This window comes from Paenibacillus sp. FSL R7-0048 (genome assembly GCF_038004505.1).
Lineage (GTDB): Bacteria > Bacillota > Bacilli > Paenibacillales > Paenibacillaceae > Paenibacillus_AQ > Paenibacillus_AQ odorifer.
Genome location: NZ_JBBORF010000001.1, coordinates 6,562,612 through 6,588,974, shown reverse-complemented (window position 1 = coordinate 6,588,974; position 26,363 = coordinate 6,562,612). Strand labels below are relative to the sequence as shown.

Genomic DNA, 26,363 nt, shown 5'->3' with positions numbered 1-26,363 from the left:
TCCTGCGGAAAAATCAAGGTTAAGCTAATAAGAGCACACGGAGGATGCCTAGGCGCCAGGAGCCGACGAAGGACGTGGCGAACAACGAAACTGCCTCGGGGAGCTGTAAGCAAGCTTTGATCCGGGGGTGTCCGAATGGGGAAACCCAGCTGTGGTAATTCGCAGTTACTCATACCTGAATACATAGGGTGTGTAGAGGCAGACCAGGGGAACTGAAACATCTAAGTACCCTGAGGAAGAGAAAACAATAGTGATTCCGTCAGTAGCGGCGAGCGAACGCGGAACAGCCTAAACCTAAGAGCTTGCTCTTAGGGGTTGTGGGACGTCTCACATGGAGTTACAAAGGAATATGGTAGGTGAAGAGGTCTGGAAAGGCCCGCGATAGAGGTAAAAGCCCTGTAACCTAAACTGTATTCTCTCCGAGACGGATCCCGAGTAGTGCGGGGCACGTGAAACCCCGTATGAATCCAGCAGGACCATCTGCTAAGGCTAAATACTACCTGGCGACCGATAGTGAAACAGTACCGTGAGGGAAAGGTGAAAAGCACCCCGGAAGGGGAGTGAAATAGAACCTGAAACCGTGTGCTTACAAAAAGTCAGAGCCCTATTAATGGGTGATGGCGTGCCTTTTGTAGAATGAACCGGCGAGTTACGTTTAACATGCAAGGTTAAGCCGAGAAGGTGGAGCCGCAGCGAAAGCGAGTCTGAATAGGGCGAATTAGTATGTGGACGTAGACCCGAAACCGTGTGATCTACCCCTGTCCAGGGTGAAGGTGCGGTAACACGCACTGGAGGCCCGAACCCACGTACGTTGAAAAGTGCGGGGATGAGGTGGGGGTAGCGGAGAAATTCCAATCGAACTCGGAGATAGCTGGTTCTCCCCGAAATAGCTTTAGGGCTAGCCTCGGTATAAGAGTAGTGGAGGTAGAGCACTGATTGGGTGCGGGGTCCGCAAGGATTACCAAGCTCAGTCAAACTCCGAATGCCATATACTTATTGCCGGGAGTCAGACAGTGAGTGCTAAGATCCATTGTCAAAAGGGAAACAGCCCAGACCATCAGCTAAGGTCCCCAAGTGTGTGTTAAGTGGGAAAGGATGTGGAGTTGCACAGACAACCAGGATGTTGGCTTAGAAGCAGCCACCATTGAAAGAGTGCGTAATAGCTCACTGGTCGAGTGACTCTGCGCCGAAAATGTAACGGGGCTAAACACACCACCGAAGCTATGGCTAGATACGTATGTATCTGGGGTAGGGGAGCGTTGTGTAGGGGTTGAAGGTGTACTGAAAAGAGCGCTGGACACTACACAAGTGAGAATGCCGGTATGAGTAACGAAAAGATCAGTGAGAATCTGATCCGCCGAAAGCCCAAGGTTTCCTGAGGAAGGCTCGTCCGCTCAGGGTAAGTCGGGACCTAAGGCGAGGCCGAAAGGCGTAGTCGAAGGACAACAGTTTGAAATTACTGTACCACCGTAATCCGCTATGAGCGATGGGGTGACGCAGGAGGGTAGTGACGCGGACTGATGGATGTCCGTCTAAGCAGTGAGGCTGATGTGTAGGCAAATCCGCACATCGATAAGGCTGGGCTGTGATGGGGAGCGAAAATTATAGTAGCGAAGGTCATGATCTCACACTGCCAAGAAAAGCCTCTAGCCAGGAGAAGGTGCCCGTACCGCAAACCGACACAGGTAGGCGAGAAGAGAATTCTAAGGCGCGCGGAAGAACTCTCGTTAAGGAACTCGGCAAAATGACCCCGTAACTTCGGGAGAAGGGGTGCCCCGGTAGTGTGAATAGCACGAGGGGGCCGCAGTGAAAAGGCCCAAGCGACTGTTTAGCAAAAACACAGGTCTGTGCGAAGCCGCAAGGCGAAGTATACGGGCTGACGCCTGCCCGGTGCTGGAAGGTTAAGGGGAGTGGTTAGGGGTAACCCGAAGCTATGAACCGAAGCCCCAGTAAACGGCGGCCGTAACTATAACGGTCCTAAGGTAGCGAAATTCCTTGTCAGGTAAATTCTGACCCGCACGAATGGCGTAACGACTTGGGCGCTGTCTCAACGAGAGATCCGGTGAAATTTTAATACCTGTGAAGATGCAGGTTACCCGCGACAAGACGGAAAGACCCCATGGAGCTTTACTGCAGCTTGATATTGAATTTGGGTACGATCTGTACAGGATAGGTGGGAGCCGTAGAAATCGGAGCGCAAGCTTCGGTGGAGGCGCCGTTGGGATACCACCCTGATCGTATCTAGGTTCTAACCTAGTGCCCTAATCGGGTACGGGGACCGTGTCAGGCGGGCAGTTTGACTGGGGCGGTCGCCTCCTAAAGAGTAACGGAGGCGTTCCAAGGTTCCCTCAGAATGGTTGGAAATCATTCGCAGAGTGCAAAGGCATAAGGGAGCTTGACTGCGAGACCTACAAGTCGAGCAGGGACGAAAGTCGGACTTAGTGATCCGGTGGTACCGCATGGAAGGGCCATCGCTCAACGGATAAAAGCTACCCTGGGGATAACAGGCTTATCTCCCCCAAGAGTCCACATCGACGGGGAGGTTTGGCACCTCGATGTCGGCTCATCGCATCCTGGGGCTGAAGTAGGTCCCAAGGGTTGGGCTGTTCGCCCATTAAAGCGGTACGCGAGCTGGGTTCAGAACGTCGTGAGACAGTTCGGTCCCTATCTGTCGTGGGCGCAGGAAATTTGAGAGGAGCTGTCCTTAGTACGAGAGGACCGGGATGGACGTACCGCTGGTGCACCAGTTGTTCCGCCAGGAGCATGGCTGGGTAGCTACGTACGGACGGGATAAGCGCTGAAAGCATCTAAGCGTGAAGCCCCCCTCAAGATGAGATTTCCCAATTAGTAAGACCCCTTGAAGACGACGAGGTAGATAGGTTGGAGGTGGAAGTGCAGCAATGCATGGAGCTGACCAATACTAATCGGTCGAGGGCTTATCCTATACGTAGAATGCAAATTCGTTTCGGATTCAGTTTTCAGGCATCAAGCCTGAAATACGCTTAGAAATTCATTGTCACTTCTGGTGATGAACTGAATTTCACGCGGCAGCGTCTGTTTCACAGATGCATGTTTGGTGGCGATAGCGGAGGGGTTCCACGCGTACCCATCCCGAACACGACCGTTAAGCCCTCCAGCGCCGATGGTACTTGGACCGAAGGGTCCTGGGAGAGTAGGACGTTGCCAAGCACAAATAGACCACTGTTGATAACTCGACAGTGGCTTTTTTGCGTCTATTATAGATTGTGGAAAACTTGTGGATAATTCATTGGAATTTGCAGAAAACTTACGCACATGTGGATAGATGATTAAAAGGCAAAAAATCACCAAATGGTGTGGATTAAGTACATATTTATGTAGATCTGTCAACAGAAAACCTAAGTAATACACGGGTTGCTGTGGATATAGTCATATTTATGTGGATAGAGGGATTGATAAGTGGATAATTATTTTAACTTGAATAGAACAAGATTACAAGACTATTTTTAAAACTGCCTAAGGCTGTGGATAACTGAAAAAAGTTCGAAAAATATCCTTATAATTCGCACACAATACACTCTCTTGTTATACTAACCATAAAAGTAAATTCATAAATGATGAGGTGAGTTTTGTGGATATCAGACAGTTGCACTCAGAAGAGTTTGATCTAAGCATGGATTTATCTGAATATGCTTTTCAATACAAGCTGCCTAGTGAGAAAAGGGCGAATGCTAAGGAAAGATTTAAAGCAGAACGCGTATGGGGTGCTTTTGAAGAAGGTACTTTGGAAGCTAAACTTACTCTTCTTCCGTTCGAAGTGTACATACAAGGTAGATTAGTACCTATGGGAGGGCTCGCAGGGGTAGCGACATGGCCAGAGAATCGCAGACAGGGGCATGTGGCAAAGCTCCTGGCGCATACGCTGCAAACGATGAATGAGGCGGGGCAGACATTATCTTTTCTGCATCCGTTCTTGATCCCCTTTTATCGCAAATTTGGTTGGGAAGTTTATTGTGAATATAAGAAATACTCCATTCCTGTTGCCAAGTTTCCCAAGAAGGTTGAAGTTGAGGGCAAGGTAAGACGTGGTGTTATAGATATCGAAGTATTGGACAACTTATACAATCGTTTTGCAGTTAGATATAACGGAACACTTAAGCGTGATTTGGACTGGTGGGAGAGCTCTGTTCTGGATGATGAAGGTCAGACTGCGGTATTTTATTCACAGCTTGGGGAACCTGAAGGATACGTACTATATAAGATAGAAAATAGAGAACTGGTCATTGATGAATTTGTGTTTTTGAACGAACAGGCCCGGCAGGGGCTGTGGACATTTCTTGCGAATCACGATTCGATGGTGACCGGTGCATCGCTAAAACTGGTGCCATCCGATGATATGTTACCTTTTTTGCTGCCTGATCCGCGTATAGAGCAGGAGAATTATCCTTATTTTATGGCGCGTATTGTTAATGCTAAAGCATTCGTGGAGAGTTATTCTTTTAAGCGTCACAACAGTCAGAAGAAACAGGTTATCTATATTGAAGATAAATATGCCCCATGGAATGACGGGTTGTGGGAATGGACTGTCTCCGAAAAGGGAGCAGCAGCTTTCTTGCGTATAGAGGGTGAACGGGATGCAGCTGACTTAAGCTGTGATATTGGTACGCTGACGATTCTAATGTTTGGATATAAACGCCCGGCAGAGCTGGCTCGTTATGGACGTGTGACTGGTAATCCGAGGGCTCTGGAATGGCTCGAAGAAATCATACCGCAAGCTGAAACTGCACTTTTTGATCATTTTTAGAAAATAATTAGGCTCTCCCCTTCGAAAGATGCTGGGAGAGTTCTTTATTTCCGAATACATTCGCTGAAAAAAGTGAAAAATAAGAGAATCCTCTTGGAATTAGCACAGAATATGTTATAATATTAAAAAGTCAAAGAAAGTCAAAGTCAACGCACCTGATGACATACAGTGCGATCCTCTGAATTTGTGAAGTTTTCTTCAGACTTATATGAATGATGTTCACTAATGAATGTCATTAAGGATGCGGGCGCAAGCGATATTATGAAGCTTTAAAGAGCACTGGAGGATGAGTGATGCGCAATATCTCTGATATTATTGAACAATATCTGAAGAATATTTTGCATGAAAGTCCCGAAGGTACGGTGGAAATCCAGCGAAATGACCTGGCGGACCAGTTCTCATGCGTACCGTCACAGATCAATTATGTTATTAGTACACGCTTTACACTGGAAAAAGGCTATGTGGTGGAAAGTAAGCGTGGTGGCGGGGGATATATTCGTATTCAACGTTTTGAATTGCCGCCCAACGTGGCACTGCATGCCCATTTAAACCATACTATAGGTGGCGGGATAGATCAGAACGCTGCCGAAGGGTTGATTTATCAACTGGAGGAAGCTGGTTTTCTAAGCAAGCGTGAGGCGTGTCTTATGCGCGCTGCTGTTTCTCGGGATTGCCTAACGGTTAAGATTCCATATCGGGATGAGATTCGGGCCAAGATTATGAAGGCGATGTTAATCTCTTTGTTAGGCAAATAATTGTCAATCATAAGGGAGGGGCTTTCGCTTATGCAATGTCAGGAATGTGGCGTCAAGCCAGCAACACTCCATTTCACCAAGATCGTGAATGGAGAGAAGACAGAATTTCATATCTGCGAGAGCTGTGCGCGGGAGAAGGGTGAACTGATCCCGGGAACTGCTGGAGGATTCTCCATTCACAGCTTGCTGTCTGGTCTGCTTGATCTTGAAGGGGCCGGTAAGGAAAAGACGGCTGCTACGAAAACTACGCAAAGTCTGCAATGTGAGAATTGTGGAATGACGTACTCGCAGTTTAGCAAATTGGGTCGTTTTGGCTGCAGCTCCTGTTATAAATATTTTAACAGTGCACTGGACCCGCTCTTTAAACGGGTGCATGGCAGCACTTCGCATGTAGGCAAGATTCCTAAACGTGCTGGAGCACAAATTGTGTTCAAGCGGCAAATTGATGAATTGAAGCTGGAATTACAGCAAAGTATCGCACAAGAGGAATTCGAAACTGCGGCAGAGCTTCGGGATCAAATTCGCCAACTTGAAAAAGAAATGGCACAAGAGTAAAGTCTTTGATATATAGGGGGGATATGACATGTCAAGTCTCCGATTTACTGAACAAGCGCTTAGTGATTGGATGCGCTCGGGAGGCAGTCACTCCGAGATTGTAATTAGCAGCCGTATGCGTATTGCACGTAATTTAGAGCATCTTCCATTCCCTATGCTTGCTTCCTTAGAGCAATCGGAAGAAGTATTAGAGCTGCTGGCCCCTGTGTTTCATGGGGAAACTGCTGCCGAATTCGGATCTTTTCAACTGATAAAGCTTGCTGAAGTGAATGAACTGGATAAAAAGGTATTGGTCGAGAAACATCTCATCAGTCCTAATCTGGCTAATGATTCACGTGGCGCAGCTGTGATATTAAATGAAGATGAGTCGGTCAGCATCATGATTAACGAAGAAGACCATCTGCGGATCCAATGTCTGTTCCCGGGTCTTCAGGTAAGAGAAGCATGGGAACGTGCGACAGCCATCGACGATATCTTCGAATCGGCTGTGAATTACGCTTTTGATGATAAAAGAGGATACTTGACCAGTTGTCCCACCAATGTGGGTACAGGGCTGCGTGCCTCAGTAATGCTGCATTTGCCAGCACTAGTAATGACCCAACAGATCAATCGCATATTGTCAGCAGTGAACCAAGTGGGATTGACTGTAAGAGGAATTTATGGTGAGGGCAGCGAAGCAGTAGGGAACATCTTTCAAATTTCCAATCAGATTACTCTCGGTCAAACAGAAAGTGAAATCATCGAGAACCTTCACAGTGTAGTCACCCAGATTATAGAGCATGAACGAAATGCCCGTGAAAGGCTGCTTGTAGATTCCGCTTTAAGAATTACAGACCGAGTGAAAAGATCTTATGGGATTTTGTGTTACGCTGCTCTAATGGAGCTTAAAGAATCCGCACAACGGCTGTCTGATGTGAGACTTGGGATTGACCTTGGCATACTGGAAGGCCCTTCGATTTCCGTGCTTAATGAGCTTAACGTTAAGACACAGCCAGGATTTCTGCAAAAAATGTTCGGTGACGAGATGAACGCCACTGAACGGGATATGTATCGGGCGAAACTGCTCCGAGAAACACTGGGAACACAACATTAATATAGATATTTATTATTCATGGAGGTGCAGGAGATATGATGTTTGGAAGATTTACGGAACGCGCACAAAAAGTGCTAGCGCTAGCGCAGGAAGAAGCTGTTCGTTTAGGACACAACAATATTGGCACAGAACATATTTTGCTAGGACTTATTCGTGAAGGAGACGGCATTGCTGCTAAAGCATTAATCGCTTTGGGTCTGGGTCTTGAAAAAATCCAGGACGAAGTGGAGACACTGATTGGCAGAGGCCAAGAACAACCTACGAACATTGCTTATACTCCTCGCGCCAAAAAAGTAATCGAGTTGTCGATGGACGAAGCCCGCAAGCTGGGACATACGTATGTCGGCACTGAGCATATTCTGCTAGGACTTATTCGTGAAGGAGAAGGTGTCGCGGCTCGTGTGCTTAATAACCTAGGCATCAGCTTGAACAAAGCTCGTCAGCAAGTGCTTCAGCTTCTGGGAAGCAGCGAGGCTGCATCCAGTCATAGCGGAACACCTGCTAATGTCAGCACACCTACTCTAGACGGCCTAGCACGCGATTTGACGGCTTATGCCAAGGATGGTAACCTGGATCCAGTTATCGGTCGTAGCAAGGAAATTGAACGTGTTATTCAGGTACTGAGCCGCCGGACGAAGAACAACCCGGTGTTGATAGGTGAACCTGGGGTTGGCAAAACAGCTATTGCTGAAGGCTTGGCCCAAAAGATCATTAATAATGAAATCCCAGAAACACTGCGCGACAAACGCGTAATGACGCTCGATATGGGCTCGGTAGTGGCTGGTACTAAATATCGCGGCGAGTTTGAAGACCGCCTCAAGAAAATCATGGATGAGATTCGCCAAGCGGGGAATATCGTACTCTTTATCGATGAGCTTCATACGCTGATCGGTGCTGGTGGCGCAGAAGGTGCTATTGATGCTTCCAACATTCTTAAGCCGGCTTTAGCCCGCGGAGAACTTCAGTGCATCGGTGCGACTACGCTGGATGAATATCGTAAATACATTGAAAAAGATGCAGCTTTGGAGCGTCGTTTCCAACCGATTACGGTGGATCAGCCATCTCCAGAAGAAGCGGTACAAATTTTATTTGGACTTCGCGATCGTTATGAAGCACATCACCGTGTGAAAATTACGGATGAAGCTATCGTGGAAGCTGTAAAGCTGTCTGATCGTTACATTCCGGATCGTTTCCTGCCGGATAAAGCCATTGACCTTATCGATGAAGCAGGGTCTAAAGTAAGGCTTCACTCTTACACTATCCCGCCAAATCTGAAGGAACTAGAAATGCGCTTGGATGATATCCGCAAGGAGAAGGATTCTGCTGTTCAGAGCCAAGAGTTTGAGAAAGCGGCTGCCCTGCGTGATACGGAGCAAAAAATCCGTGAAGAGCTTGATACGACTAAGAACCAGTGGAAAGAAAAACAAGGACGCACCGATTCTGAAGTTACACCTGAAGATATCGCACAGGTTGTTGCAAGCTGGACGGGAATCCCTGTAAGCAAGCTGAAAGAAGAAGAGACCGACCGTCTGCTTAACATGGAAGCTCTGCTGCATGAACGAGTGATTGGTCAGGACGAAGCTGTTAAGGCTGTCAGCCGGGCATTGCGCCGGGCGCGTGCGGGTCTTAAAGATCCGAAACGTCCAATGGGCTCCTTTATCTTCCTCGGTCCTACGGGTGTAGGTAAAACTGAGTTGGCTCGTGCGCTTGCTGAAGCCATGTTCGGCGATGAGAATGCGGTCATCCGTATTGATATGTCGGAATATATGGAGAAGCACTCCACATCCCGTTTAGTTGGTGCCCCTCCTGGATATGTCGGCTATGAAGAAGGCGGCCAATTAACAGAGAAGGTACGTCGTAAACCATACTCGGTAGTACTGCTTGATGAAATTGAAAAAGCACATCCGGAAGTATTCAACATTTTGCTGCAAGTGCTTGAAGATGGTCGCCTCACCGACTCCAAAGGCCGGGTAGTTGACTTCCGCAATACACTTATCATTCTGACCTCTAACGTAGGCGCACAGGCAATCAAGAAGAATTCAACGCTTGGATTCACGGCTGTGCAAGATGCAGGAGCAGAATACGGCAATATGAAGGGCAAGGTTATGGAAGAGCTCAAGAAGAGCTTCCGTCCAGAGTTCTTGAACCGGATCGACGAAATCATCGTCTTCCACTCACTCGATGAGAAACATATCGCTGAGATCGTTACGTTGATGTCTGATGAGCTGCGCAAGCGCCTGCGTGAATATGATGTTGATTTCGTACTCACGGATGCAGCGAAGGCCTTCTTGGCTAAAGAAGGTTATGACCCAGCCTTTGGTGCACGTCCATTGCGCCGGGCAATTCAGAAGCATATTGAGGACCGTCTTTCTGAGGAATTGTTGAGAGGAAATATCCAAAAGGGTGATTCCCTCAATATTGATGAGGTCGGCGGAGAACTTGTGGTGACTAAAGTGGACGCTCCAGTAGCGCCAGCGCTTGAAAAAGAAGTAGAATCCGAATAAAATAAACAAGGCTTTCGCTCCTTATTTATAGAGGAGCGGAAGCTTTTTTTATTGGAAATAGATCAATTTAAAATATACATTTAATGCAAATACCGAATGACCTTTCGTTAAAGGGGTAGAAATGGTAAACTTTCATTAGAAGAAAATGATCCGAATTGTAAACAGTTCGGACCGTAAGGAGAACAAATGGCTAAAGCAAAAACAAAATTTTTTTGCACCGACTGTGGATACGAATCGCCAAAATGGTTCGGGAAATGCCCAGGGTGCCAGGCTTGGAACTCCATGGTGGAGGAAACGGAAAGCGTAGTCAAAACACAGGGAATGAATGCCCCTATTTTTCATAGTAAAGAAAAGGCACAGTCGATCATAAGTATAGAAAGTGACAAGGAACCGCGCATACTGACAGGTATAGGTGAGCTTAACCGTGTTCTCGGTGGGGGGATCGTACCAGGATCGCTGGTACTAGTAGGGGGAGACCCAGGAATCGGTAAATCTACGCTCTTATTACAGACCTCGCACGCCCTTACAACACAGGGATTGCGAGTACTGTATATCTCGGGCGAAGAATCGGTAAGGCAAACTAAACTGCGCGCGGATCGCCTCGATGCGTTGTCAACGGAGCTTTATGTACTTTGTGAGACAAATATGGAAAGCATAGAAGAAGCGATCGAACAAATCCAGCCACAATTTCTTGTCATCGATTCTATTCAGACCGTATTTATGCCAGAAGTAACGAGTGCGCCAGGCAGCGTGACCCAGGTTCGGGAGTGTACGACAAGATTTATGCGTATCGCTAAGATTCGTGGAATTGCAACAGTTCTCGTTGGTCATGTTACCAAGGAAGGGGCTATTGCTGGACCACGGATGCTTGAACATATGGTGGACTGCGTGCTGTATTTTGAGGGTGAGCGGCATCATACGTATAGACTTTTGCGGGCTGTAAAAAACCGCTTTGGCTCTACGAATGAAATCGGCATTTTCGAAATGGGTGAAGCGGGGCTTACCGAAGTAGAGAATCCATCGGAGCTCTTTTTATCGGAACGTCCGCTTGGCGTGGCTGGTTCTACTGTGGTGGCCAGTATGGAGGGAACTAGACCTGTGCTTGTAGAACTTCAGGCACTTGTTGCTGCCACCCACTTCCCTTCCCCACGGCGAATGTGCACAGGCATGGATCACCAGCGGATGGCACTTATTATCGCTGTACTCGAGAAACGGATGGGCATGTTCCTGCAGAATCAGGATGCATACCTGAATGTTGCCGGGGGAGTAAAGCTGGATGAACCGGCGATTGATCTAGCTGTAGCTATTAGTATCGCCTCCAGTTTTCGTGATATTTCAACAAAACCTTACGACGTTTTCTTCGGAGAAGTAGGACTTACCGGTGAGGTAAGAGGCGTTTCGCGCGCGGAAATGCGCGTTAAGGAGGCCGCAAAGCTTGGCTTCCGGCGGGTGATTATGCCTGAAAAGAGCATGAAGGGATGGAAGCACCCGCAAGATATCCAGATTATTGGCGTCAGTACCGTAGCAGATGCACTATCGGTCGCGTTAGATTAGGGGGCACAGGGATATGAAAGAATATAACCAATTAGAGAATATGAATGATCTGCTCAGACTGGCGGCACCGGGTACACCTTTTCGGGAAGGTTTGGAGAATGTGCTGCGCGCTAAGACAGGGGCACTTATTGTCGTAGGGTACAGTCCTGAGGTGATGGATGTAGTGGATGGTGGATTCTCCATTAACTGCGATTTTTCGCCCAATTATTTATATGAGCTAGCTAAAATGGACGGAGCTATTATTCTAAGCGAGGATTTAAAGCGTATATTGTATGCTAATACACAACTTATACCAGATTCCTCAATCTCATCCATCGAGACGGGGATCCGTCACCGGACCGCGGAGCGGGTAGCGAAGCAAACGGGTAAGCTGGTGGTTTCCATTTCACAACGCCGCAATATCATCACGCTTTATCAAGGCTCGATACGTTATGCACTCAAAGAGATCGGGGCTATTTTGGCAAAGGCTAACCAAGCGATTCAGACACTCGAGAAGTATAAAGCAGTGCTCACGCAAGGACTGACGAATTTGTCAGCTTCAGAATATGAGGGCATTGTTACCGTTGCTGAAGTAGTGGGTGTTATCCAGCGTGTAGAGATGGTTTTGCGCATAAAAATGGAGATCAAACGCTATATCAACGAATTGGGCAACGAAGGACGCCTGATCAGCATGCAGATGGAAGAACTGGTTGGAAATACAGAGGAAGAAGCATGGCTTCTATACAGAGACTATGCTAAGGAAGAGCAGGAAGATAAAATCCGTGAAATTATCGCCGGTCTCAAACGGATAAGCGATGATGATCTGATGGATGATAACCATATTGCCCGTATACTGGGTTATTCCTCTACGGCAATTACCTCTGAAGAAGTGGTGACTCCACGTGGTTATCGCCTGCTAAACAAAATTCCGCGGCTTCCGAATGTGATCATTCACAATCTGGTGGAGCGGTTTGAAATGCTGCCTAATTTGATGTCCGCAAGTATAGCTGAATTGGATGAAGTGGACGGAATTGGGGAGGTGCGGGCCCGTAATATTCAGGATGGGCTCAAACGTTTACAGAAGCAAGTTCTTATTGACAGGCAAATGTAAATAACATACAATCACGTAATATTGGGGACGTTAAAGGCCAAAGTTAGAAAATTGAGGTGAAGAAATGATACAAAAATCAATTCCGAGTCTTTTTACGATAGGTAATTTGATGCTCGGAATGTTTGGTATCATGATGGCGTTTGACGGTAAGATTAGCATGGCCGCTATCATGGTTATTATTGCTATGCTGTTAGACGGCTTAGATGGTCGAGTAGCTCGCGCTCTAAAATGCGAAAGCGAATTTGGCAAGGAGTTGGACTCCTTATCTGATGTCGTTTCTTTCGGAGTCGCACCGGCCGTTATTTTGTACGTCTCAAGCCTGCAGGATTTAAACTCTGCATTAGGCTGGACAGTAACTGCGATTTTTCCGGTGTTTGGTGCTTTGCGCTTAGCCCGTTTTAATGTTCGTCCGGGGGTTCCGGGTTATTTTATCGGTTTGCCAATTCCTGCTGCAGGTGGTGTACTGGCCACATTAGCTCTTTTTAATAAAGATGTTTCGGCTCCGTTTATGATCGTTGCTACACTGCTCTTATCCTATTTGATGGTCAGCACTGTTAAATATCCTAATTTCAAAAAGATTGGATTGCCGAAAAAAGCGGTGGTTGGAGCGCCAGTGGTTATTGTTGTTGCAGTGGCTGTAGCTGTTGTGTTCCCAGAGCAAATCGCTAAGCTGATCTTTGTCTTACTTGGAATTTATGCATTATACGGCTTTAAGCAAAATATTGATCGGTTGACAGCCAGACGCCGTCATCGTCGTCGTAGCCGTTCAGAGGATAAAGTGTATCATTCCAAGAACGGTTAATCGGTCCATAAGGTAAGGTAACTGAATAAATTATGACCAAAGGTTTTGTCTTCCCTAGGGGATGGCAAAGCCTTTTTGCATTTCCAGCGCTACCCCAAGTTTATCGTCTTGAAAATTGGAACATACTGGTGAGGAATAGATCCATTTAGGATGAATAAAAAGGAGGTGCGTTAGGTTATGTGGAAAAAAGTGATTTTGTCTTTTGCCTTAATATGTGGTGCTTGGTCAGGTTTTTCGCTATACCATGCGCTCGAAAGAGGATTCCCCAAGGGGATGGAAAAGCTGGGTGAAAGCTTACCTGTAGAAGGAAGCATTTTATTTACGGTGCTGGGTGCCATTATTTTTTTGTTTGCGGGGTCTTTATGCGCGGAATGGGGAGGTTCAAAACTGCGGGAGGCGGTTCACTACTGTTCGCGTATTCCAATGAATGAATTAGCTGCAAGTGCAGCTGGGCTTACAGGGGGGCTTCTGTTATCTCTCCTGTTATACCCTGCAATGATCTGGCTTGGGAAAGCTGGGCAGCTGCTGCAAGTGCCAGCTACGTTAGCTTTTGGATATCTGGGGCTGCGGATCGGTTTGGAGAAAAAAGAGGAGCTTGCTGCGCTGTGGACATCTGGACGCTGGGGCCAAGCGGCTGAGCCGGAAGGCCGCGGGCTTGAGGAACATAAAATCCTCGACACAAGTGTTATTATCGATGGAAGAATCGCTGACATTTGTAAGACGGGATTTATTGAGGGAACCATTGTCATACCTGAATTCGTGCTTGAAGAGCTCCAGCATATTGCTGATTCTTCGGATCTGTTGAAACGGAACCGGGGACGGCGTGGGCTTGATATTCTCAATAAAATTCAAAAAGAGCTTGATGTGAAGGTATTGATCTATGAGGGAGATTTTGAAGAAATCTCTGAGGTTGACAGTAAGTTAGTGAAGTTAGCGAAGGTACTCCAAGGTAAAGTAGTCACAAATGATTTCAACTTAAATAAGGTTTGCGAATTGCAGGGTGTTTCCGTTCTGAATATTAACGATCTGGCGAATGCTGTGAAGCCTGTAGTGCTGCCTGGTGAGGAAATCGTAGTTCAGGTCATTAAGGATGGCAAAGAACATGGGCAAGGGGTAGCCTACTTAGACGATGGAACGATGATTGTTGTAGAAGGCGGACGTGAATATATCGGGACTACGATGGAGGTTCTGGTCACTAGCGTGCTGCAAACTTCGGCTGGCCGAATGATATTTGCTAAGCCAAAACTTTTGGAAAAAGCGCAATAAGTGAAGATAAAGTGTATGGGGACTGTCCTATGGGTTGGAAATGCCCGCCAAACACGTTATGATGGGATTATACGTGAAAGACAGGAGCCAGATTAATGTCAAACAGTGTGGGCGTCGTCATTGTGGCGGCAGGCAGAGGAACGCGAATGGGAACTGCGGAGAGCAAGCAATATTTGTTACTGCAGGGGAAGCCGATTATCGTTCATACGCTGGAGGTATTCCAGCAGCACGAATTGATCTCTGAAATCGTGCTCGTAACCGGTGAAGAGGATATTGAACGCTGCCGGGAATGGATACAGCTCTATAAGCTGGACAAGGTTAAGGCTATAGTAACTGGTGGATCTGAGCGTCAGCATTCCGTACATAAAGGGTTGTTGAACCTTACGACACAGTGGGTAATGGTACATGATGGTGTTCGTCCGTTTGTACAGCCAAATGAAATTGAGGCTTGCTACGAACGAGCGAAGCAGATGGGTGCTTCGGTTCTTGCTGTACCCGTCAAGGATACGATCAAACAGGTGGATAATGAAGGACAAGTACTGTCTACGCCGGATCGGCGAAGTCTGTGGGCGATTCAAACCCCGCAGACTTTTCGTCTTTCTGATTTGCTGGAGGCTTATGCAGCGGCGGAGCGGGATGGCTTTCTGGGCACCGATGACTCCAGCTTGGCGGAGCGTGCGGGGATTCCGGTTTCTGTGGTAGAGGGAAGCTACAGAAATATTAAGATTACGACACCTGATGATTTGGATTATGCAGAATTCACAGAAAGAAACAGGGGAGAGGGACAATCATGATCGCTGTAGGACAAGGATTTGATGTGCATCAGCTGGTAGAGGGCAGGCCTTGTATTATTGGGGGAGTTACGATTCCTTACGAAAAAGGATTGCTTGGGCATTCCGATGCAGATGTGCTGCTACATGCAGTTAGTGACGCGATTCTAGGCGCACTTGGACTTGGTGATATTGGCAGACATTTTCCGGATACAGATCCAGCTTTTAAGGACGCAGATAGCTTGAAGTTATTAGAAGAGGTATGGGCACTTGCTCGTGAGCGAGGATATAAGCTGGGAAATATTGATTCAACGATTATCGCCCAAAAGCCTAAGATGGCTCCGTACATTCCACAAATGACCGAGATTATTGCACGTGCGCTTAATGCCGACCCGTCCAAGGTGAATGTTAAAGCTACTACAACTGAGCAGCTTGGTTTTGCCGGACGCGGCGAAGGAATTGCCGCACAATCTATTGTCTGTCTACTCCAAGATGTGATATCATCTTGAGATGGTCTAAGTAGTAAATTAAGTTCAACCATATGAAGCGGAGGGAATACAATGACGGATGAAGTCCGGGTGCGTTACGCACCGAGCCCTACGGGACATTTACATATAGGTAACGCCAGAACGGCGCTGTTTAACTATCTGTTCGCCCGTAATAAAGGCGGTAAATTCATTATCAGAATTGAAGATACAGACGTAAAGCGCAATGTCGCTGGTGGTGAAGAGAGCCAGCTTAAGTATTTGAAATGGCTGGGTATGGATTGGGATGAGAGCGTTGATGTTGGCGGAGAGTACGGACCCTACCGTCAGACAGAACGTCTTGACTTATATCGTGTACATTGGCAGGATTTGCTGGACAGAGGTTTGGCTTACCGCTGCTATTGCACAGAGGAAGAGCTGGAAGCGGAACGTGAAGAACAGACTGCCCGCGGAGAAACGCCTCGTTATTCTGGCAAACACCGTGATCTGACTGAAGAGCAACGTTTAGCTTTTGAAGCTGAGGGACGAGTGGCTAGCATTCGCTTCCGTGTGCCAGAAGATCGTACGTATGCGTTTGATGATCTCGTAAAAGGCAGTATTTCTTTTGACACAAAAGAAATGGGTGACTTTGTTATTGTGAAGAAGGACGGAATTCCGACCTATAACTTCGCGGTAGCTGTTGACGATCATCTGATGGCTATTACTCACGTATTGCGTGGAGAAGACCATATTTCCAACACACCCCGCCAGCTTATGATCTATGAAGCGCTTGGCTGGGAGCCACCTTTATTTGGTCACATGACGCTTATTGTTGGCGACAACCACAAGAAGCTCAGCAAACGGGATGAATCCGTTATTCAGTTTATCGAGCAATATGATGAATTGGGTTACTTACCTGAGGCTCTGGTTAACTTCATTTCTCTGCTTGGCTGGTCTCCAGAGGGAGAAGAAGAGATCTTCAGTAAAGAAGAACTTATTTCTATTTTTGATGCGGACCGTTTGTCCAAAAGCCCGGCTGTATTCGATAAAAACAAGCTGGCGCATCTGAATAATCATTATATTAAGCATGCTGATCCTAAACGGATCTCTGCGCTAGCTATTCCACATCTGCAAAAAGCGGGTAAAATACCTGCTGAGCTGAACGAAGAGCAACAAGCATGGGCGGAAAGCCTTGTCGCGTTGTATCAAGAGCAGATGACTGCAGCTTCTGACATCGTGGCGCTATCGGAACTGTTCTTCCGCAGTCACCTAGAATTAGAAACGGAAGCAGCACAGGTTCTGGCTGAAAGCCAAGTTCCTGAGGTATTGTCTGCTTTTCTGGCTAAGGTTGAAGCCTGTCAGGATTTCAGTGCAAGCAACATGGCTGTTCTGATTAAGGAAGTACAGAAAGAAACAGGTCATAAGGGCAAAGCACTCTTTATGCCAATTCGTGTGGCTCTGACCGGACAAACGCACGGACGTGATCTTAATATAACCATTGCTTTGCTCGGCAAAAACCGGGTCATCGAACGTTTGAAATCACAAATTAAGGGCGCTTAAGGTCGTATTTCATACGACTAAACCCCCTTGTCAGTATCTTGTCTTTTGCGCTAAGATAGAATTATATGATAATAGCTGTGATCAGGAGAAGTACGTCCATTGAAGACAATTGCCAGAGAGAATAACCGAGAAAGGGACACCCTTTCGGGCTGGGAGTTATTCATTTGTCCGGGGCAGAACATGCGCCTGTGAGCTGCACGGTTGAATGACCTTTTTAAGGCTCATTAGATCGCGCCGGGAACGTCGCCGTTAATGATGCCAAGTGGAACGAAGAAATTCTGCCGTTTGTTACAATAGCGGCTCATTTGATTCGTTCAAGCAGAGTGGAACCGCGGTTAAACGTCTCTGCAGCATTATGCTGCAGGGGCGTTTTTTGTCTAAATATAAGCAAAAATAATTTTCATACAATACTCTTTGTCTTATATTTCTACGAGATAACAAACCAAGCGAACACTCACCGCATATGTATGATAAGGATGATGGGCCTGGAGACAATACCTTTCTTGTGTACCTGTAAACAGGAGATAAGGAAGTTAAGAAGAGAGGAACCGTGATGTTTAAGCATATTAAGTCGGACATTCGGGCGGTATTTGATAACGATCCTGCTGCCCGCAGCTGGTTCGAGGTTGTCTTCACATATGCCGGCTTGCACGCCATTTGGGGTCACCGGATCGCCCACTCTTTTTTCAAACGCCGCTGGTATACAATGGCTCGTATGGTTTCGCAGTTTAGCAGATTTATGACTGGTGTTGAGATCCATCCTGGAGCTGTCATCGGAAATAGGCTGTTTATCGACCATGGTATGGGGATTGTTATTGGAGAAACCTGCGAAATCGGTGATGATGTTATAATCTATCAAGGGGTTACGCTTGGAGGAACAGGAAAAGAAAAAGGTAAGCGACATCCCACGGTCGGCAACAATGTAGTTATTGGTTCCGGTGCGAAGGTTTTAGGATCTTTTCGTATTGGTGACAATTCAAATATAGGTTCGAATGCAGTTGTGTTGCGTGAAGTGCCTAACAACAGTACAGTAGTAGGGAATCCAGGTCGTGTGGTAAAACGTAATGGAGAACGGGTATCCGATCGGCTCGATCATACGAAGATGCCTGACCCGCTTGTCGATTCATTGCGGTTTTTGCAGAAAGAAATCGAAGAAATTAGGGAAAAGCTTGGCGCAGAAGATAAACAAAAAACCGCACAGCGGATAGCAGAAGCTCAGCAGTATATTGGTGACTACGAAATTTAAGCATCCCGGTATTAAGGAATCCGGAAGAACAGAAAGGGCTGGAATAAGGATGGCTTTACAAATATATAACACAATGACACGCAGCAAGGAGCAGTTTGTGCCCCAGGAGCCGGGCAAAGTTAAGATGTATGTGTGTGGTCCAACCGTTTATGGATATATGCATATCGGAAATGCTAGACCTATAATTGTTTTTGATATGGTCCGGAATTACTTGGAGCTGTTAGGTAATGAGGTGCGGTATGTTACGAATTTCACGGATGTCGATGATAAACTGATTCGCAAAGCCGAAGAAATGAACACTACTGTAGCAGAGGTAGCGGAAACTTTCATAGCTGCTTACCGTGACGACCTGGAAGGGCTTGGTGTTAAACCGGCAACCTTGAATCCCCGTGTAACGGAAAGCATGGAGCTGATCATTGGATTTATTAAAGAGCTTGAGGAAAAAGGATACGCATACGAAAGCGGCGGCGATGTATATTACCGCACTTCAAAATTTGAAGACTACGGTAAATTATCTCGTCAGAATCTGGATGAGCTGCAGTTTGGTATCCGTGTTGAGGTGGACTCACGTAAGGAAAAACCGGAGGATTTTGTGCTTTGGAAAGCAGCCAAACCTGGTGAAGTGCACTGGAGTAGCCCTTGGGGAGACGGACGTCCCGGCTGGCATATTGAATGCTCGGCTATGGCGCGAGAGTTCTTGGGAGATACGATTGATATCCATGGTGGTGGACAAGATTTGCAGTTCCCGCATCATGAATGTGAATGCGCTCAGACCGAAGCTCTGACTGGTAAACCACTCTCTAATTACTGGATGCATAACGGATTCATCAACATCGGAGACGAGAAAATGTCGAAATCGCTCGGTAATGGCTGGCTTGTAAAAGACATCCGTGAGCGTTTTAAAGCAGGAGCTATCCGCTATTTCATGCTATCGACTCATTACCGTAACCCGCTGAATTTCTCAGAGGAATCTATGACTTCCGCCGAAAAGAGCGTTGAACGGATCACGCTTGCAGAGAGTAACGTTAAACATCGGCTTGAACTCGCTGCTGATGGTGCTCAAGGTGAGGTCAACTTAGAGATTAATGATAAGCTGTCGGCTATAGTGGCCAATTTCCATGCTAGAATGCAGGATGACTTTAATACGCCTGATGCGATCACGGCTATGTTCGATTGGGTGAGCCTGGCAAACCATACGCTTGCGAATAACGAGGCTGCTCCTGCTGATTTTGCTGCATTACTGCAAGCTTTTGGCGAAATGAATGCTGTGCTGCGATTGACGCCTGAACTGGAAGAGGAAATTGCAAGTGAAGAAGTTGAACGGTTGATCGCCGAGCGGGTTGAAGCTCGTAAGAATAAGAATTGGAGCCGGTCTGACGAGATCCGTGATGAATTAGGCCGCTTGGGCATATTGCTTGAGGATACTCCACAAGGAATGCGGTGGCGTCGTAAATGAGTGAGGAACGCAAGTTTGATAACGGATGGTTTCCTTATGAGCCTTCCAAACCTGCGCGACTACTTTCGCCTATTGTTCTAGCTTATGTAGGAGATGCTATCTATGAGGTGGCTGTTCGCCAGTATTTAGTATCTCTTCCGAATTTGCGTCCGAACCATTTGCATCGTTCTGCTACAGGGCTGGTATCCGCTAAAGCACAGTGTGCAATTCTGAACTTTTTGGAGCCTAGTCTCACGGAAGAAGAGAAGGATGTCGCCCGTCAGGGAAGAAATGCGAAATCGGGAAGTGTTCCTAAGAATGCGGATGTGCTTGAATACCGTCATGCTACAGCTTTTGAGTGCTTGATTGGTCACTTGTACTACACAGGACAACAGGAGAGAATAGAAGAAATTGTGCACAAGGGTATACAGTTTATGTTGAAACAGCCGTGATAGGCTTTGGCGAAATAGAAAATAGGAGAAGTGAACATGGAAGAAGAATTGAAGACTGAAGAGGAAATATTGGCAGGGAAGCATTCTGTGCTTGAAGCGCTTCGTGCTGGTCGTACATTAAATAAAATTTGGATTGCAGAGACAGCCCAGAAGCATCTGACAGCACCCATCGTTGCCGAAGCCCGGAAAGCGGGAATTGTCATTCAGCATGTGGACAAGCGTAAGCTGGATCAACTGGCACCAGGCGTGCAGCATCAAGGGGTGGTTGCACAAGCAGCACCATTTGCCTATGTTGAAGTGGATGATCTGTTAGCTATAGCAGAAGCCAAAGGAGAACCGGCATTCCTTATTTTGCTTGATGAAATTGAAGATCCTCATAACCTGGGCTCGATTCTGCGGACGGCGGATTGTACTGGAGTACATGGGGTAATCGTACCTAAACGCCGTTCGGCTCAGATAACTGCGACCGTGTCCAAAACATCCGCGGGTGCTGTGGAGTATGTTCCGGTTGCCCGGGTTACAAACCTGGGTCAGACCATTGACCGTCTAAAAGAGCAGGGAGTCTGGGTAGTAGGAACAGACGTGGATACCGATCAGAATCTATACCAATCCGATATTTTCACGGGTCCGGTAGCTGTTGTAATCGGCAATGAGAATAAAGGAATGGGACGCCTGATTCGTGAAAAATGTGATGTACTTCTTAAGCTGCCGATGGCCGGAAAGATCAATTCATTAAATGCCTCTGTCGCCGCAGGAGTCATTATGTATGAAGTGATACGCCGCCGGCAACAGCAGGGATAGCTATGGCCGACTGGCGCGATGTGCTGCTTGTGGATGGATATAACATGATCGGTGGCTGGCCGGAACTTGTGGCACTGTCCCAGATTGGTATGCAGGAAGCACGCGACCGCTTGATGGATTTGCTGGCAGATTACCAGGCTTTCTCTGGACGAAGAGTTATTGCTGTTTTTGATGCATACCGTGTTCCGGGGTTGGGAAGGTCTTTTGTCCAGGGTAAGGTCCAGGTGTACTTCACCAAGGAAAAAGAAACCGCAGATGAATGCATTGAGCGACTGGTTGGGGAATATAGCAATCGGCGCCGGCAGATCTATGTGGCTACGAGTGATTTTATAGAGCAGCATATTATTTTTGCACAAGGTGCATTGCGAATTTCGGCAAGGGAATTGCATCTGGAAATTGAAGAGAATCAGAAACAAGTGAAAAAAGCTATTGAACCTGGCGGTGTCAGTTCTACTCGTCATTCTTTGGAAGACAAACTGCCTCCCGATGTGCGCAGTAAGTTGGAAAAATGGCGCAGACAGTGAGATCGAGGAAGAATCAGGAAATATTTTATTCCAATTTATGCTATTCTAGATTGATTTTGGACAAACTCCGGTTGACGGTGGAAGGTAACATAATATATACTGATCCTATATTTCGCGAAGTAACGATGTGTCTTGCGTTGCAGCCGGGGGGATTCTTGGTGAGTGTCGACCTCAAGGAAATAATGCTGTCTGAGTATGATTTCATAAGTGATGAAGATATTGTCGAGGCTTTCCGTGGTGGCGACAGTGGCGCATTAGAACACTTGATTAATAAATACCGTAACTTTGTACGTGCTAAAGCCCGCTCTTATTTCTTGATCGGGGCAGACCGTGAAGATATTGTACAAGAAGGAATGATTGGTCTATACAAGGCTATTCGTGACTTTAAAGGTGACAAGCTCTCTTCATTCAAGGCTTTTGCTGAGCTCTGCATTACACGACAGATTATAACGGCTATTAAGACGGCCACTCGTCAGAAACATATTCCGCTGAACTCTTATGTTTCCTTGGACAAGCCCATTTATGACGAAGATTCTGATAGAACACTTATGGATGTCATTTGTGGAACACAGGTTCTAGATCCAGAAGAGCTAATTATTAATCAAGAAGAATTCATTGGTCTTGAAGATAAGATGGCGGAGATTCTAAGTGATTTGGAGCGCAAGGTTCTGATGTTGTATTTAGACGGAAGATCCTATCAAGAGATTGCTGAAGATCTTAAACGGCATGTAAAGTCTATTGATAACGCTCTACAACGAGTAAAAAGGAAATTAGAAAGATATCTAGAAGTACGTGACAATTGATGATATAATGAACAAGAGAGGGCTCGGACATCGAGTTCTTTTTTTTAGTCTTTTTGAAATCACTCGGATAGAATTAGGTGCTTGTACCATAAATTACTATTTGAGCCGATTTTAGTCGTTGCCGTTGAAGGTAGGTTTATACACAGACGGAATACCCCATAATGGTAAGGAAGACAGCGAAGTGTGAGGAAGAGATAGACCCAAAGACAGGGTACGGCCATATGACTACTAAACCCGGAATTACCCAGTGCAGAACGGAATTCTTTCGTTGACACAGACCTTGACATTATGCTAAAGTGTTTTAGGTAGGCCTAAATTCGCGGCTTTTTTTTAGGATCAATATTTGCGTCTTCTAATGTGAATTAGAAGGACGTCTCGGGAGGTGCACATCATGCGGGTAATTATCACTTTGGCTTGTACAAGTTGCAAACAAAGAAACTATGCGACTACCAAAAACAAGCGAAATCACCCCGACCGCATGGAGATGAAGAAATTTTGCAAGTATTGTAACTCGCAAACTCCTCATCGCGAAACCAGATAGTCTGTGGAGGTGTAGTCGGCATGAAACGTAGTTTCAAGTCTATGTTTTCCTTTTTCACTGAGAGCTGGAGTGAACTCAAAAAGGTTCGCTGGCCAAGTCGTAAAGAATTGACCAACTATACATTGATCGTTCTCGGTACGATTGTAGTTGTCGCTATTTACTTCTGGGTTCTGGACATCGGTATTTCCGCTGTGATTGAAGCGATTATTTAGAGAGGTCCCAGGTGGCTTGATATGGAAAAAAGATGGTATGTCGTTCATACCTATTCTGGGTATGAGAATAAGGTCAAAGCCAATTTGGAAAAGCGCGTTGAGTCCATGGGCATGGAAGACAAAATATTCCGCGTTCTTGTTCCTATGGAAGAAGAAATCGTAAACAAAGACGGTAAGAAAAAAACCGTTATGCGTAAAGTTTACCCCGGATATGTTTTGGTGGAAATGGTTCAGACTGATGATTCCTGGTATGTTGTCCGCAATACTCCGGGCGTTACTGGATTTGTTGGTTCGACAGGCTCAGGGTCTAAACCAACAGCTTTGCTTCCGGAAGAGGTAGAACAAATTCTGAAGCATATGGGCATGGTTGAACCTAAAGCGAAGATTGATTTCGAAATCAAGGAATCCGTACGTATTATGGTTGGTCCGTTTGCGAATTTTGTGGGCTCCGTGGAAGAAATTTTGGCTGACAAGAGCAAGATCAAAGTGCATGTTAACATGTTTGGACGGGAAACCCCGCTAGAGTTGGATTTCACTCAAGTGGAGAAAATATAACATAAGCTAGGGTTTCTTGTGGGAGAGCGCTATTGGCGTTCGAAGACCACTATTTTTGCAAGGAGGTGTCACTCATGGCTAAAAAAGTTATTAAAATGGTGAAACTGCAGATTCCTGCAGGGAAAGCGAATCCAGCGCCTCCAGTAGGTCCGGCGTTAGGTCAAGCAGGTGTCAACATCATGGCATTCTGTAAGGAATTTAATGCTCGTACTGCCGACCAGGCTGGCTTGATCATTCCGGTTGAAATTACAGTATTTGAAGACCGTTCCTTTACTTTCATCACTAAAACTCCTCCGGCTGCTGTTCTGCTTCGCATCGCTGCTAAAGTAGAAAAAGGATCCGGCGAACCAAACAAGAAAAAAGTAGCAAAAATCGGCCGCGCTGCGGTACGTGAAATTGCTGAAACAAAAATGCCTGACCTTAACGCTGCAACTGTTGAAGCTGCAATGCGTATGGTTGAAGGTACTGCCCGCAGTATGGGTATCACAATCGAAGACTAGTAGTTTTCGAAGAATCGGTCATTCGTGACCCGCAAGTATGTGGGAGGAATTTCCGCTAACACCACAAAGGAGGAACATTTTCATGGCTAAACATGGTAAGAAATACCAAGAAGCTGCTAAGCTGATCAACAGCGAAGCAACTTACGAGCCTTCAGAAGCTGTAGAGCTTGTGAAAAAGGCAGCGACTGCTAAGTTCGACGAAACCGTTGAAGCAGCAGTTCGTCTGGGTGTAGACCCACGTAAACAAGACCAAGCAGTTCGTGGTGTTGTTGTCCTGCCTCACGGCACTGGTAAAACACAACGCGTGCTTGTATTTGCAAAAGGTGAAAAAGCGAAAGAGGCTGAAGCTGCTGGCGCTGATTTTGTTGGTGATCAAGACATGATCAACAAAATTCAACAAGGCTGGTTTGAATTTGATGTCTGCGTAGCTACACCTGATATGATGAGTGAAGTCGGTAAACTGGGTCGTCTGCTTGGTGGTAAAGGTCTTATGCCTAACCCTAAAGCTGGCACAGTTACATTCGATGTTTCCAAGGCTGTGCAAGAAATCAAAGCCGGTAAAATCGAATACCGTCTCGACAAAGCAGGTCAAATTCACGCGCCAATCGGCAAAGTGTCCTTTGATGCTGCACAATTGAACGATAACCTTAAAGCTCTTATCGACGCTTTGAACCGTGCGAAACCAGCTGCTGCTAAAGGTGTATACCTTAAAGGCATCTCGATTTCTTCCACAATGGGACCTAGCGCTCGTGTGAACACAACCGTCTTCAGATAATTAAGGGTTGACTCTTTGAGTCAATTTTGATAATCTATAACAGTTGTGAAACTTAAGGTATCAATCTTAACCTTGAATATGCTTACCGTAGACAGTAGGTGCCTTAGTGCTTAATTTCCTACCGAGGTGTTGTGATAGAAACAAGAAGTAACGAGCTCGCTCGTATAACTTTCGTTTTATCAAGCCTTCGTGATTCTGCGGAGGCTTTTCTACTGCCTGCGTAGGAGCGGTGAAGCTTTCCTTGGAAAGAACGCCGACACATAAATTTTCAGGAGGTGTATACATTGGCAAATGCAAAAGTAATTCAAGCAAAACAAGACGCGGTTGACGTCGTTACTGCAAAACTGCAAAACAGTCTTTCGACTGTTGTAGCTGACTACCGTGGATTGAACGTTTCCCAAGTGACTGAACTGCGTAAGCAACTTCGTGAAGCTGGCGTTGAGTTTCAAGTCCTGAAGAACACATTGCTACGTCGCGCAACTGCTGCGGCTGAGTTGAGTGAATTGGATGAAGTTTTGACTGGTCCAACAGCTATCGCATTCAGCACAACTGATGCAGTAGCACCAGCTAAAATTTTGAACGATTTCGCCAAGAAAAACGACGCTTTGAAATTGAAAGGCGGCGTAGTTGAAGGTCGTGTCATTGACGCGGAACAACTGAAAGCACTGGCTGAGCTTCCATCCCGCGATGGTTTGCTGTCCATGCTGCTTAGCGTACTTCAAGCTCCAATGCGCAACTTCGCGCTTGCAGTTAAAGCTGTTGCTGAAAAAGAAGAACAAAGCGCGTAAGCCTTTGACTCTTGCAGCATAATCAATACCACAAATAAATTTAAATATAAAATGGAGGTTCAATCATGAGTAAAGAAGCAATCTTGGAAGCAATTAAAGGCATGAGCGTATTGGAACTGAACGACCTGGTTAAAGCAATTGAAGAAGAATTCGGCGTAACTGCAGCAGCTCCAGTAGCAGCTGGCGGTGCAGTAGCAGCAGTAGCTGAAGAGCAATCCGAATTTGACGTAATTTTGACAGGCGCTGGCGCTTCCAAAATCAACGTTATCAAAATCGTTCGCGAAATCACTGGTCTTGGCTTGAAAGAAGCTAAAGATCTTGTAGACAACGCACCAAAAGCAATCAAAGAAAAAGTAAGCAAAGACGAAGCCGAAGCTACTAAAGCAAAATTGGAAGAAGCAGGCGCAGCTGTAGAAGTGAAGTAATTCCTTCTATTACTGAAAACCCCTTGAACTTGTTCAAGGGGTTTGTTTTATAAATAGAGTTAGTAGGGCGTATATACCAACTGCTAACATAATAGGAAAGGGAGGAAAGA

The 26,363-nt window shown here is 46.3% G+C and carries 25 protein-coding genes, 2 rRNA genes and 1 other annotated feature; all 27 genes read left to right on the top strand.

Annotated elements, in window-relative coordinates:
• The first annotated feature begins 17 nt into the window (after positions 1-17).
• A 23S ribosomal RNA gene (locus NSQ91_RS29285) occupies positions 18-2,944 on the top strand.
• Positions 2,945-3,072: 128 nt separating this feature from the next.
• Positions 3,073-3,189: ribosomal RNA gene (rrf, locus tag NSQ91_RS29280) — 5S ribosomal RNA — on the top strand.
• Between the two features lie 421 nt (positions 3,190-3,610).
• Complete coding sequence (locus NSQ91_RS29275; RefSeq protein ID WP_340920979.1) at positions 3,611-4,783, top strand: GNAT family N-acetyltransferase; 1,173 nt, start codon at positions 3,611-3,613, stop codon at positions 4,781-4,783.
• Between the two features lie 293 nt (positions 4,784-5,076).
• Positions 5,077-5,538, top strand: coding sequence for a CtsR family transcriptional regulator (locus NSQ91_RS29270; RefSeq protein ID WP_036680465.1), 462 nt, complete (start codon positions 5,077-5,079; stop codon positions 5,536-5,538).
• Between the two features lie 30 nt (positions 5,539-5,568).
• Positions 5,569-6,093, top strand: coding sequence for a UvrB/UvrC motif-containing protein (locus NSQ91_RS29265; RefSeq protein WP_036680467.1), 525 nt, complete (start codon positions 5,569-5,571; stop codon positions 6,091-6,093).
• Positions 6,094-6,121: 28 nt separating this feature from the next.
• The gene (locus tag NSQ91_RS29260; protein WP_340920975.1) at positions 6,122-7,186 is read left to right on the top strand and encodes a protein arginine kinase; all 1,065 of its coding nucleotides are present in this window, start codon (positions 6,122-6,124) and stop codon (positions 7,184-7,186) included.
• A 35-nt stretch (positions 7,187-7,221) separates the two neighbouring features.
• Complete coding sequence (gene clpC, locus NSQ91_RS29255) at positions 7,222-9,690, top strand: ATP-dependent protease ATP-binding subunit ClpC (RefSeq protein WP_036680471.1); 2,469 nt, start codon at positions 7,222-7,224, stop codon at positions 9,688-9,690.
• Between the two features lie 186 nt (positions 9,691-9,876).
• Positions 9,877-11,244: a DNA repair protein RadA gene (gene radA / locus NSQ91_RS29250; protein WP_036680472.1), complete on the top strand. Its 1,368-nt coding sequence runs from the start codon at positions 9,877-9,879 to the stop codon at positions 11,242-11,244.
• A 13-nt stretch (positions 11,245-11,257) separates the two neighbouring features.
• Positions 11,258-12,334 carry a DNA integrity scanning diadenylate cyclase DisA gene (disA, locus tag NSQ91_RS29245; protein ID WP_036680475.1) on the top strand — a complete coding sequence of 359 codons (1,077 nt, stop codon included), beginning with the start codon at positions 11,258-11,260 and terminating at the stop codon, positions 12,332-12,334.
• Between the two features lie 64 nt (positions 12,335-12,398).
• Positions 12,399-13,136, top strand: a complete 738-nt coding sequence (pssA, locus tag NSQ91_RS29240; RefSeq protein ID WP_036680477.1) for a CDP-diacylglycerol--serine O-phosphatidyltransferase — start codon at positions 12,399-12,401, stop codon at positions 13,134-13,136.
• A gap of 177 nt (positions 13,137-13,313) precedes the next feature.
• Positions 13,314-14,402: a PIN/TRAM domain-containing protein gene (locus tag NSQ91_RS29235; protein ID WP_036680481.1), complete on the top strand. Its 1,089-nt coding sequence runs from the start codon at positions 13,314-13,316 to the stop codon at positions 14,400-14,402.
• A gap of 95 nt (positions 14,403-14,497) precedes the next feature.
• Positions 14,498-15,196, top strand: a complete 699-nt coding sequence (gene ispD, locus NSQ91_RS29230; RefSeq protein WP_340920970.1) for a 2-C-methyl-D-erythritol 4-phosphate cytidylyltransferase — start codon at positions 14,498-14,500, stop codon at positions 15,194-15,196.
• Positions 15,193-15,681, top strand: coding sequence for a 2-C-methyl-D-erythritol 2,4-cyclodiphosphate synthase (gene ispF / locus NSQ91_RS29225; RefSeq protein ID WP_036680486.1), 489 nt, complete (start codon positions 15,193-15,195; stop codon positions 15,679-15,681). The genes ispD and ispF overlap by 4 nt, the downstream gene beginning before the upstream one ends.
• Positions 15,682-15,732: 51 nt before the next feature.
• Positions 15,733-17,196 carry a glutamate--tRNA ligase gene (gltX, locus tag NSQ91_RS29220; RefSeq protein WP_036680487.1) on the top strand — a complete coding sequence of 488 codons (1,464 nt, stop codon included), beginning with the start codon at positions 15,733-15,735 and terminating at the stop codon, positions 17,194-17,196.
• 553 nt (positions 17,197-17,749) lie between these two features.
• Complete coding sequence (gene cysE / locus NSQ91_RS29215; RefSeq protein ID WP_036680489.1) at positions 17,750-18,442, top strand: serine O-acetyltransferase; 693 nt, start codon at positions 17,750-17,752, stop codon at positions 18,440-18,442.
• Between the two features lie 49 nt (positions 18,443-18,491).
• Entirely contained in the window at positions 18,492-19,898 is a 1,407-nt protein-coding gene (cysS, locus tag NSQ91_RS29210) for a cysteine--tRNA ligase (protein WP_076305243.1), read from the top strand.
• A complete protein-coding gene (locus tag NSQ91_RS29205; RefSeq protein WP_076099622.1) occupies positions 19,895-20,329 on the top strand; it encodes a Mini-ribonuclease 3 in 435 nt (144 codons plus the stop codon). Before cysS ends, NSQ91_RS29205 begins: the two co-directional genes overlap by 4 nt.
• A 36-nt stretch (positions 20,330-20,365) precedes the next feature.
• Positions 20,366-21,130, top strand: a complete 765-nt coding sequence (rlmB, locus tag NSQ91_RS29200; protein WP_076105935.1) for a 23S rRNA (guanosine(2251)-2'-O)-methyltransferase RlmB — start codon at positions 20,366-20,368, stop codon at positions 21,128-21,130.
• A 2-nt stretch (positions 21,131-21,132) separates the two neighbouring features.
• Entirely contained in the window at positions 21,133-21,654 is a 522-nt protein-coding gene (locus NSQ91_RS29195) for an NYN domain-containing protein (protein WP_036680494.1), read from the top strand.
• A gap of 158 nt (positions 21,655-21,812) precedes the next feature.
• Positions 21,813-22,457 carry an RNA polymerase sporulation sigma factor SigH gene (sigH, locus tag NSQ91_RS29190; RefSeq protein ID WP_036680496.1) on the top strand — a complete coding sequence of 215 codons (645 nt, stop codon included), beginning with the start codon at positions 21,813-21,815 and terminating at the stop codon, positions 22,455-22,457.
• A 391-nt stretch (positions 22,458-22,848) separates the two neighbouring features.
• Positions 22,849-22,998, top strand: a complete 150-nt coding sequence (rpmG, locus tag NSQ91_RS29185) for a 50S ribosomal protein L33 (protein WP_076099620.1) — start codon at positions 22,849-22,851, stop codon at positions 22,996-22,998.
• Positions 22,999-23,018: 20 nt separating this feature from the next.
• Positions 23,019-23,210, top strand: coding sequence for a preprotein translocase subunit SecE (gene secE, locus NSQ91_RS29180; RefSeq protein WP_036680497.1), 192 nt, complete (start codon positions 23,019-23,021; stop codon positions 23,208-23,210).
• 21 nt (positions 23,211-23,231) lie between these two features.
• Positions 23,232-23,765, top strand: a complete 534-nt coding sequence (gene nusG / locus NSQ91_RS29175; RefSeq protein ID WP_036680499.1) for a transcription termination/antitermination protein NusG — start codon at positions 23,232-23,234, stop codon at positions 23,763-23,765.
• 74 nt (positions 23,766-23,839) lie between these two features.
• Positions 23,840-24,265 carry a 50S ribosomal protein L11 gene (gene rplK, locus NSQ91_RS29170; protein ID WP_036680502.1) on the top strand — a complete coding sequence of 142 codons (426 nt, stop codon included), beginning with the start codon at positions 23,840-23,842 and terminating at the stop codon, positions 24,263-24,265.
• A gap of 82 nt (positions 24,266-24,347) precedes the next feature.
• A complete protein-coding gene (gene rplA / locus NSQ91_RS29165) occupies positions 24,348-25,040 on the top strand; it encodes a 50S ribosomal protein L1 (RefSeq protein WP_036680504.1) in 693 nt (230 codons plus the stop codon).
• A gap of 67 nt (positions 25,041-25,107) precedes the next feature.
• Positions 25,108-25,260: a sequence feature (ribosomal protein L10 leader region), on the top strand.
• Between the two features lie 64 nt (positions 25,261-25,324).
• On the top strand, positions 25,325-25,828 hold the full coding sequence (gene rplJ, locus NSQ91_RS29160) for a 50S ribosomal protein L10 (RefSeq protein ID WP_076099619.1): 504 nt from the start codon (positions 25,325-25,327) through the stop codon (positions 25,826-25,828).
• Positions 25,829-25,893: 65 nt separating this feature from the next.
• On the top strand, positions 25,894-26,253 hold the full coding sequence (gene rplL / locus NSQ91_RS29155) for a 50S ribosomal protein L7/L12 (RefSeq protein ID WP_036680508.1): 360 nt from the start codon (positions 25,894-25,896) through the stop codon (positions 26,251-26,253).
• Positions 26,254-26,363: the final 110 nt, after the last annotated feature.

Coding starts and splice junctions, on each gene's coding strand:
- rlmB (WP_076105935.1), top strand. CDS start 20,366: ATGGAAGAAGAATTGAAGACTGAAGAGGAAATATTGGCAGGGAAGCAT.
- NSQ91_RS29265 (WP_036680467.1), top strand. CDS start 5,569: ATGCAATGTCAGGAATGTGGCGTCAAGCCAGCAACACTCCATTTCACC.
- rpmG (WP_076099620.1), top strand. CDS start 22,849: ATGCGGGTAATTATCACTTTGGCTTGTACAAGTTGCAAACAAAGAAAC.
- secE (WP_036680497.1), top strand. CDS start 23,019: ATGAAACGTAGTTTCAAGTCTATGTTTTCCTTTTTCACTGAGAGCTGG.
- ispF (WP_036680486.1), top strand. CDS start 15,193: ATGATCGCTGTAGGACAAGGATTTGATGTGCATCAGCTGGTAGAGGGC.
- NSQ91_RS29205 (WP_076099622.1), top strand. CDS start 19,895: ATGAGTGAGGAACGCAAGTTTGATAACGGATGGTTTCCTTATGAGCCT.
- cysE (WP_036680489.1), top strand. CDS start 17,750: ATGTTTAAGCATATTAAGTCGGACATTCGGGCGGTATTTGATAACGAT.
- gltX (WP_036680487.1), top strand. CDS start 15,733: ATGACGGATGAAGTCCGGGTGCGTTACGCACCGAGCCCTACGGGACAT.
- pssA (WP_036680477.1), top strand. CDS start 12,399: ATGATACAAAAATCAATTCCGAGTCTTTTTACGATAGGTAATTTGATG.
- nusG (WP_036680499.1), top strand. CDS start 23,232: ATGGAAAAAAGATGGTATGTCGTTCATACCTATTCTGGGTATGAGAAT.
- NSQ91_RS29235 (WP_036680481.1), top strand. CDS start 13,314: ATGTGGAAAAAAGTGATTTTGTCTTTTGCCTTAATATGTGGTGCTTGG.
- NSQ91_RS29260 (WP_340920975.1), top strand. CDS start 6,122: ATGTCAAGTCTCCGATTTACTGAACAAGCGCTTAGTGATTGGATGCGC.
- clpC (WP_036680471.1), top strand. CDS start 7,222: ATGATGTTTGGAAGATTTACGGAACGCGCACAAAAAGTGCTAGCGCTA.
- NSQ91_RS29270 (WP_036680465.1), top strand. CDS start 5,077: ATGCGCAATATCTCTGATATTATTGAACAATATCTGAAGAATATTTTG.
- rplL (WP_036680508.1), top strand. CDS start 25,894: ATGAGTAAAGAAGCAATCTTGGAAGCAATTAAAGGCATGAGCGTATTG.
- NSQ91_RS29195 (WP_036680494.1), top strand. CDS start 21,133: ATGGCCGACTGGCGCGATGTGCTGCTTGTGGATGGATATAACATGATC.
- disA (WP_036680475.1), top strand. CDS start 11,258: ATGAAAGAATATAACCAATTAGAGAATATGAATGATCTGCTCAGACTG.
- cysS (WP_076305243.1), top strand. CDS start 18,492: ATGGCTTTACAAATATATAACACAATGACACGCAGCAAGGAGCAGTTT.
- radA (WP_036680472.1), top strand. CDS start 9,877: ATGGCTAAAGCAAAAACAAAATTTTTTTGCACCGACTGTGGATACGAA.
- rplA (WP_036680504.1), top strand. CDS start 24,348: ATGGCTAAACATGGTAAGAAATACCAAGAAGCTGCTAAGCTGATCAAC.
- ispD (WP_340920970.1), top strand. CDS start 14,498: ATGTCAAACAGTGTGGGCGTCGTCATTGTGGCGGCAGGCAGAGGAACG.
- rplK (WP_036680502.1), top strand. CDS start 23,840: ATGGCTAAAAAAGTTATTAAAATGGTGAAACTGCAGATTCCTGCAGGG.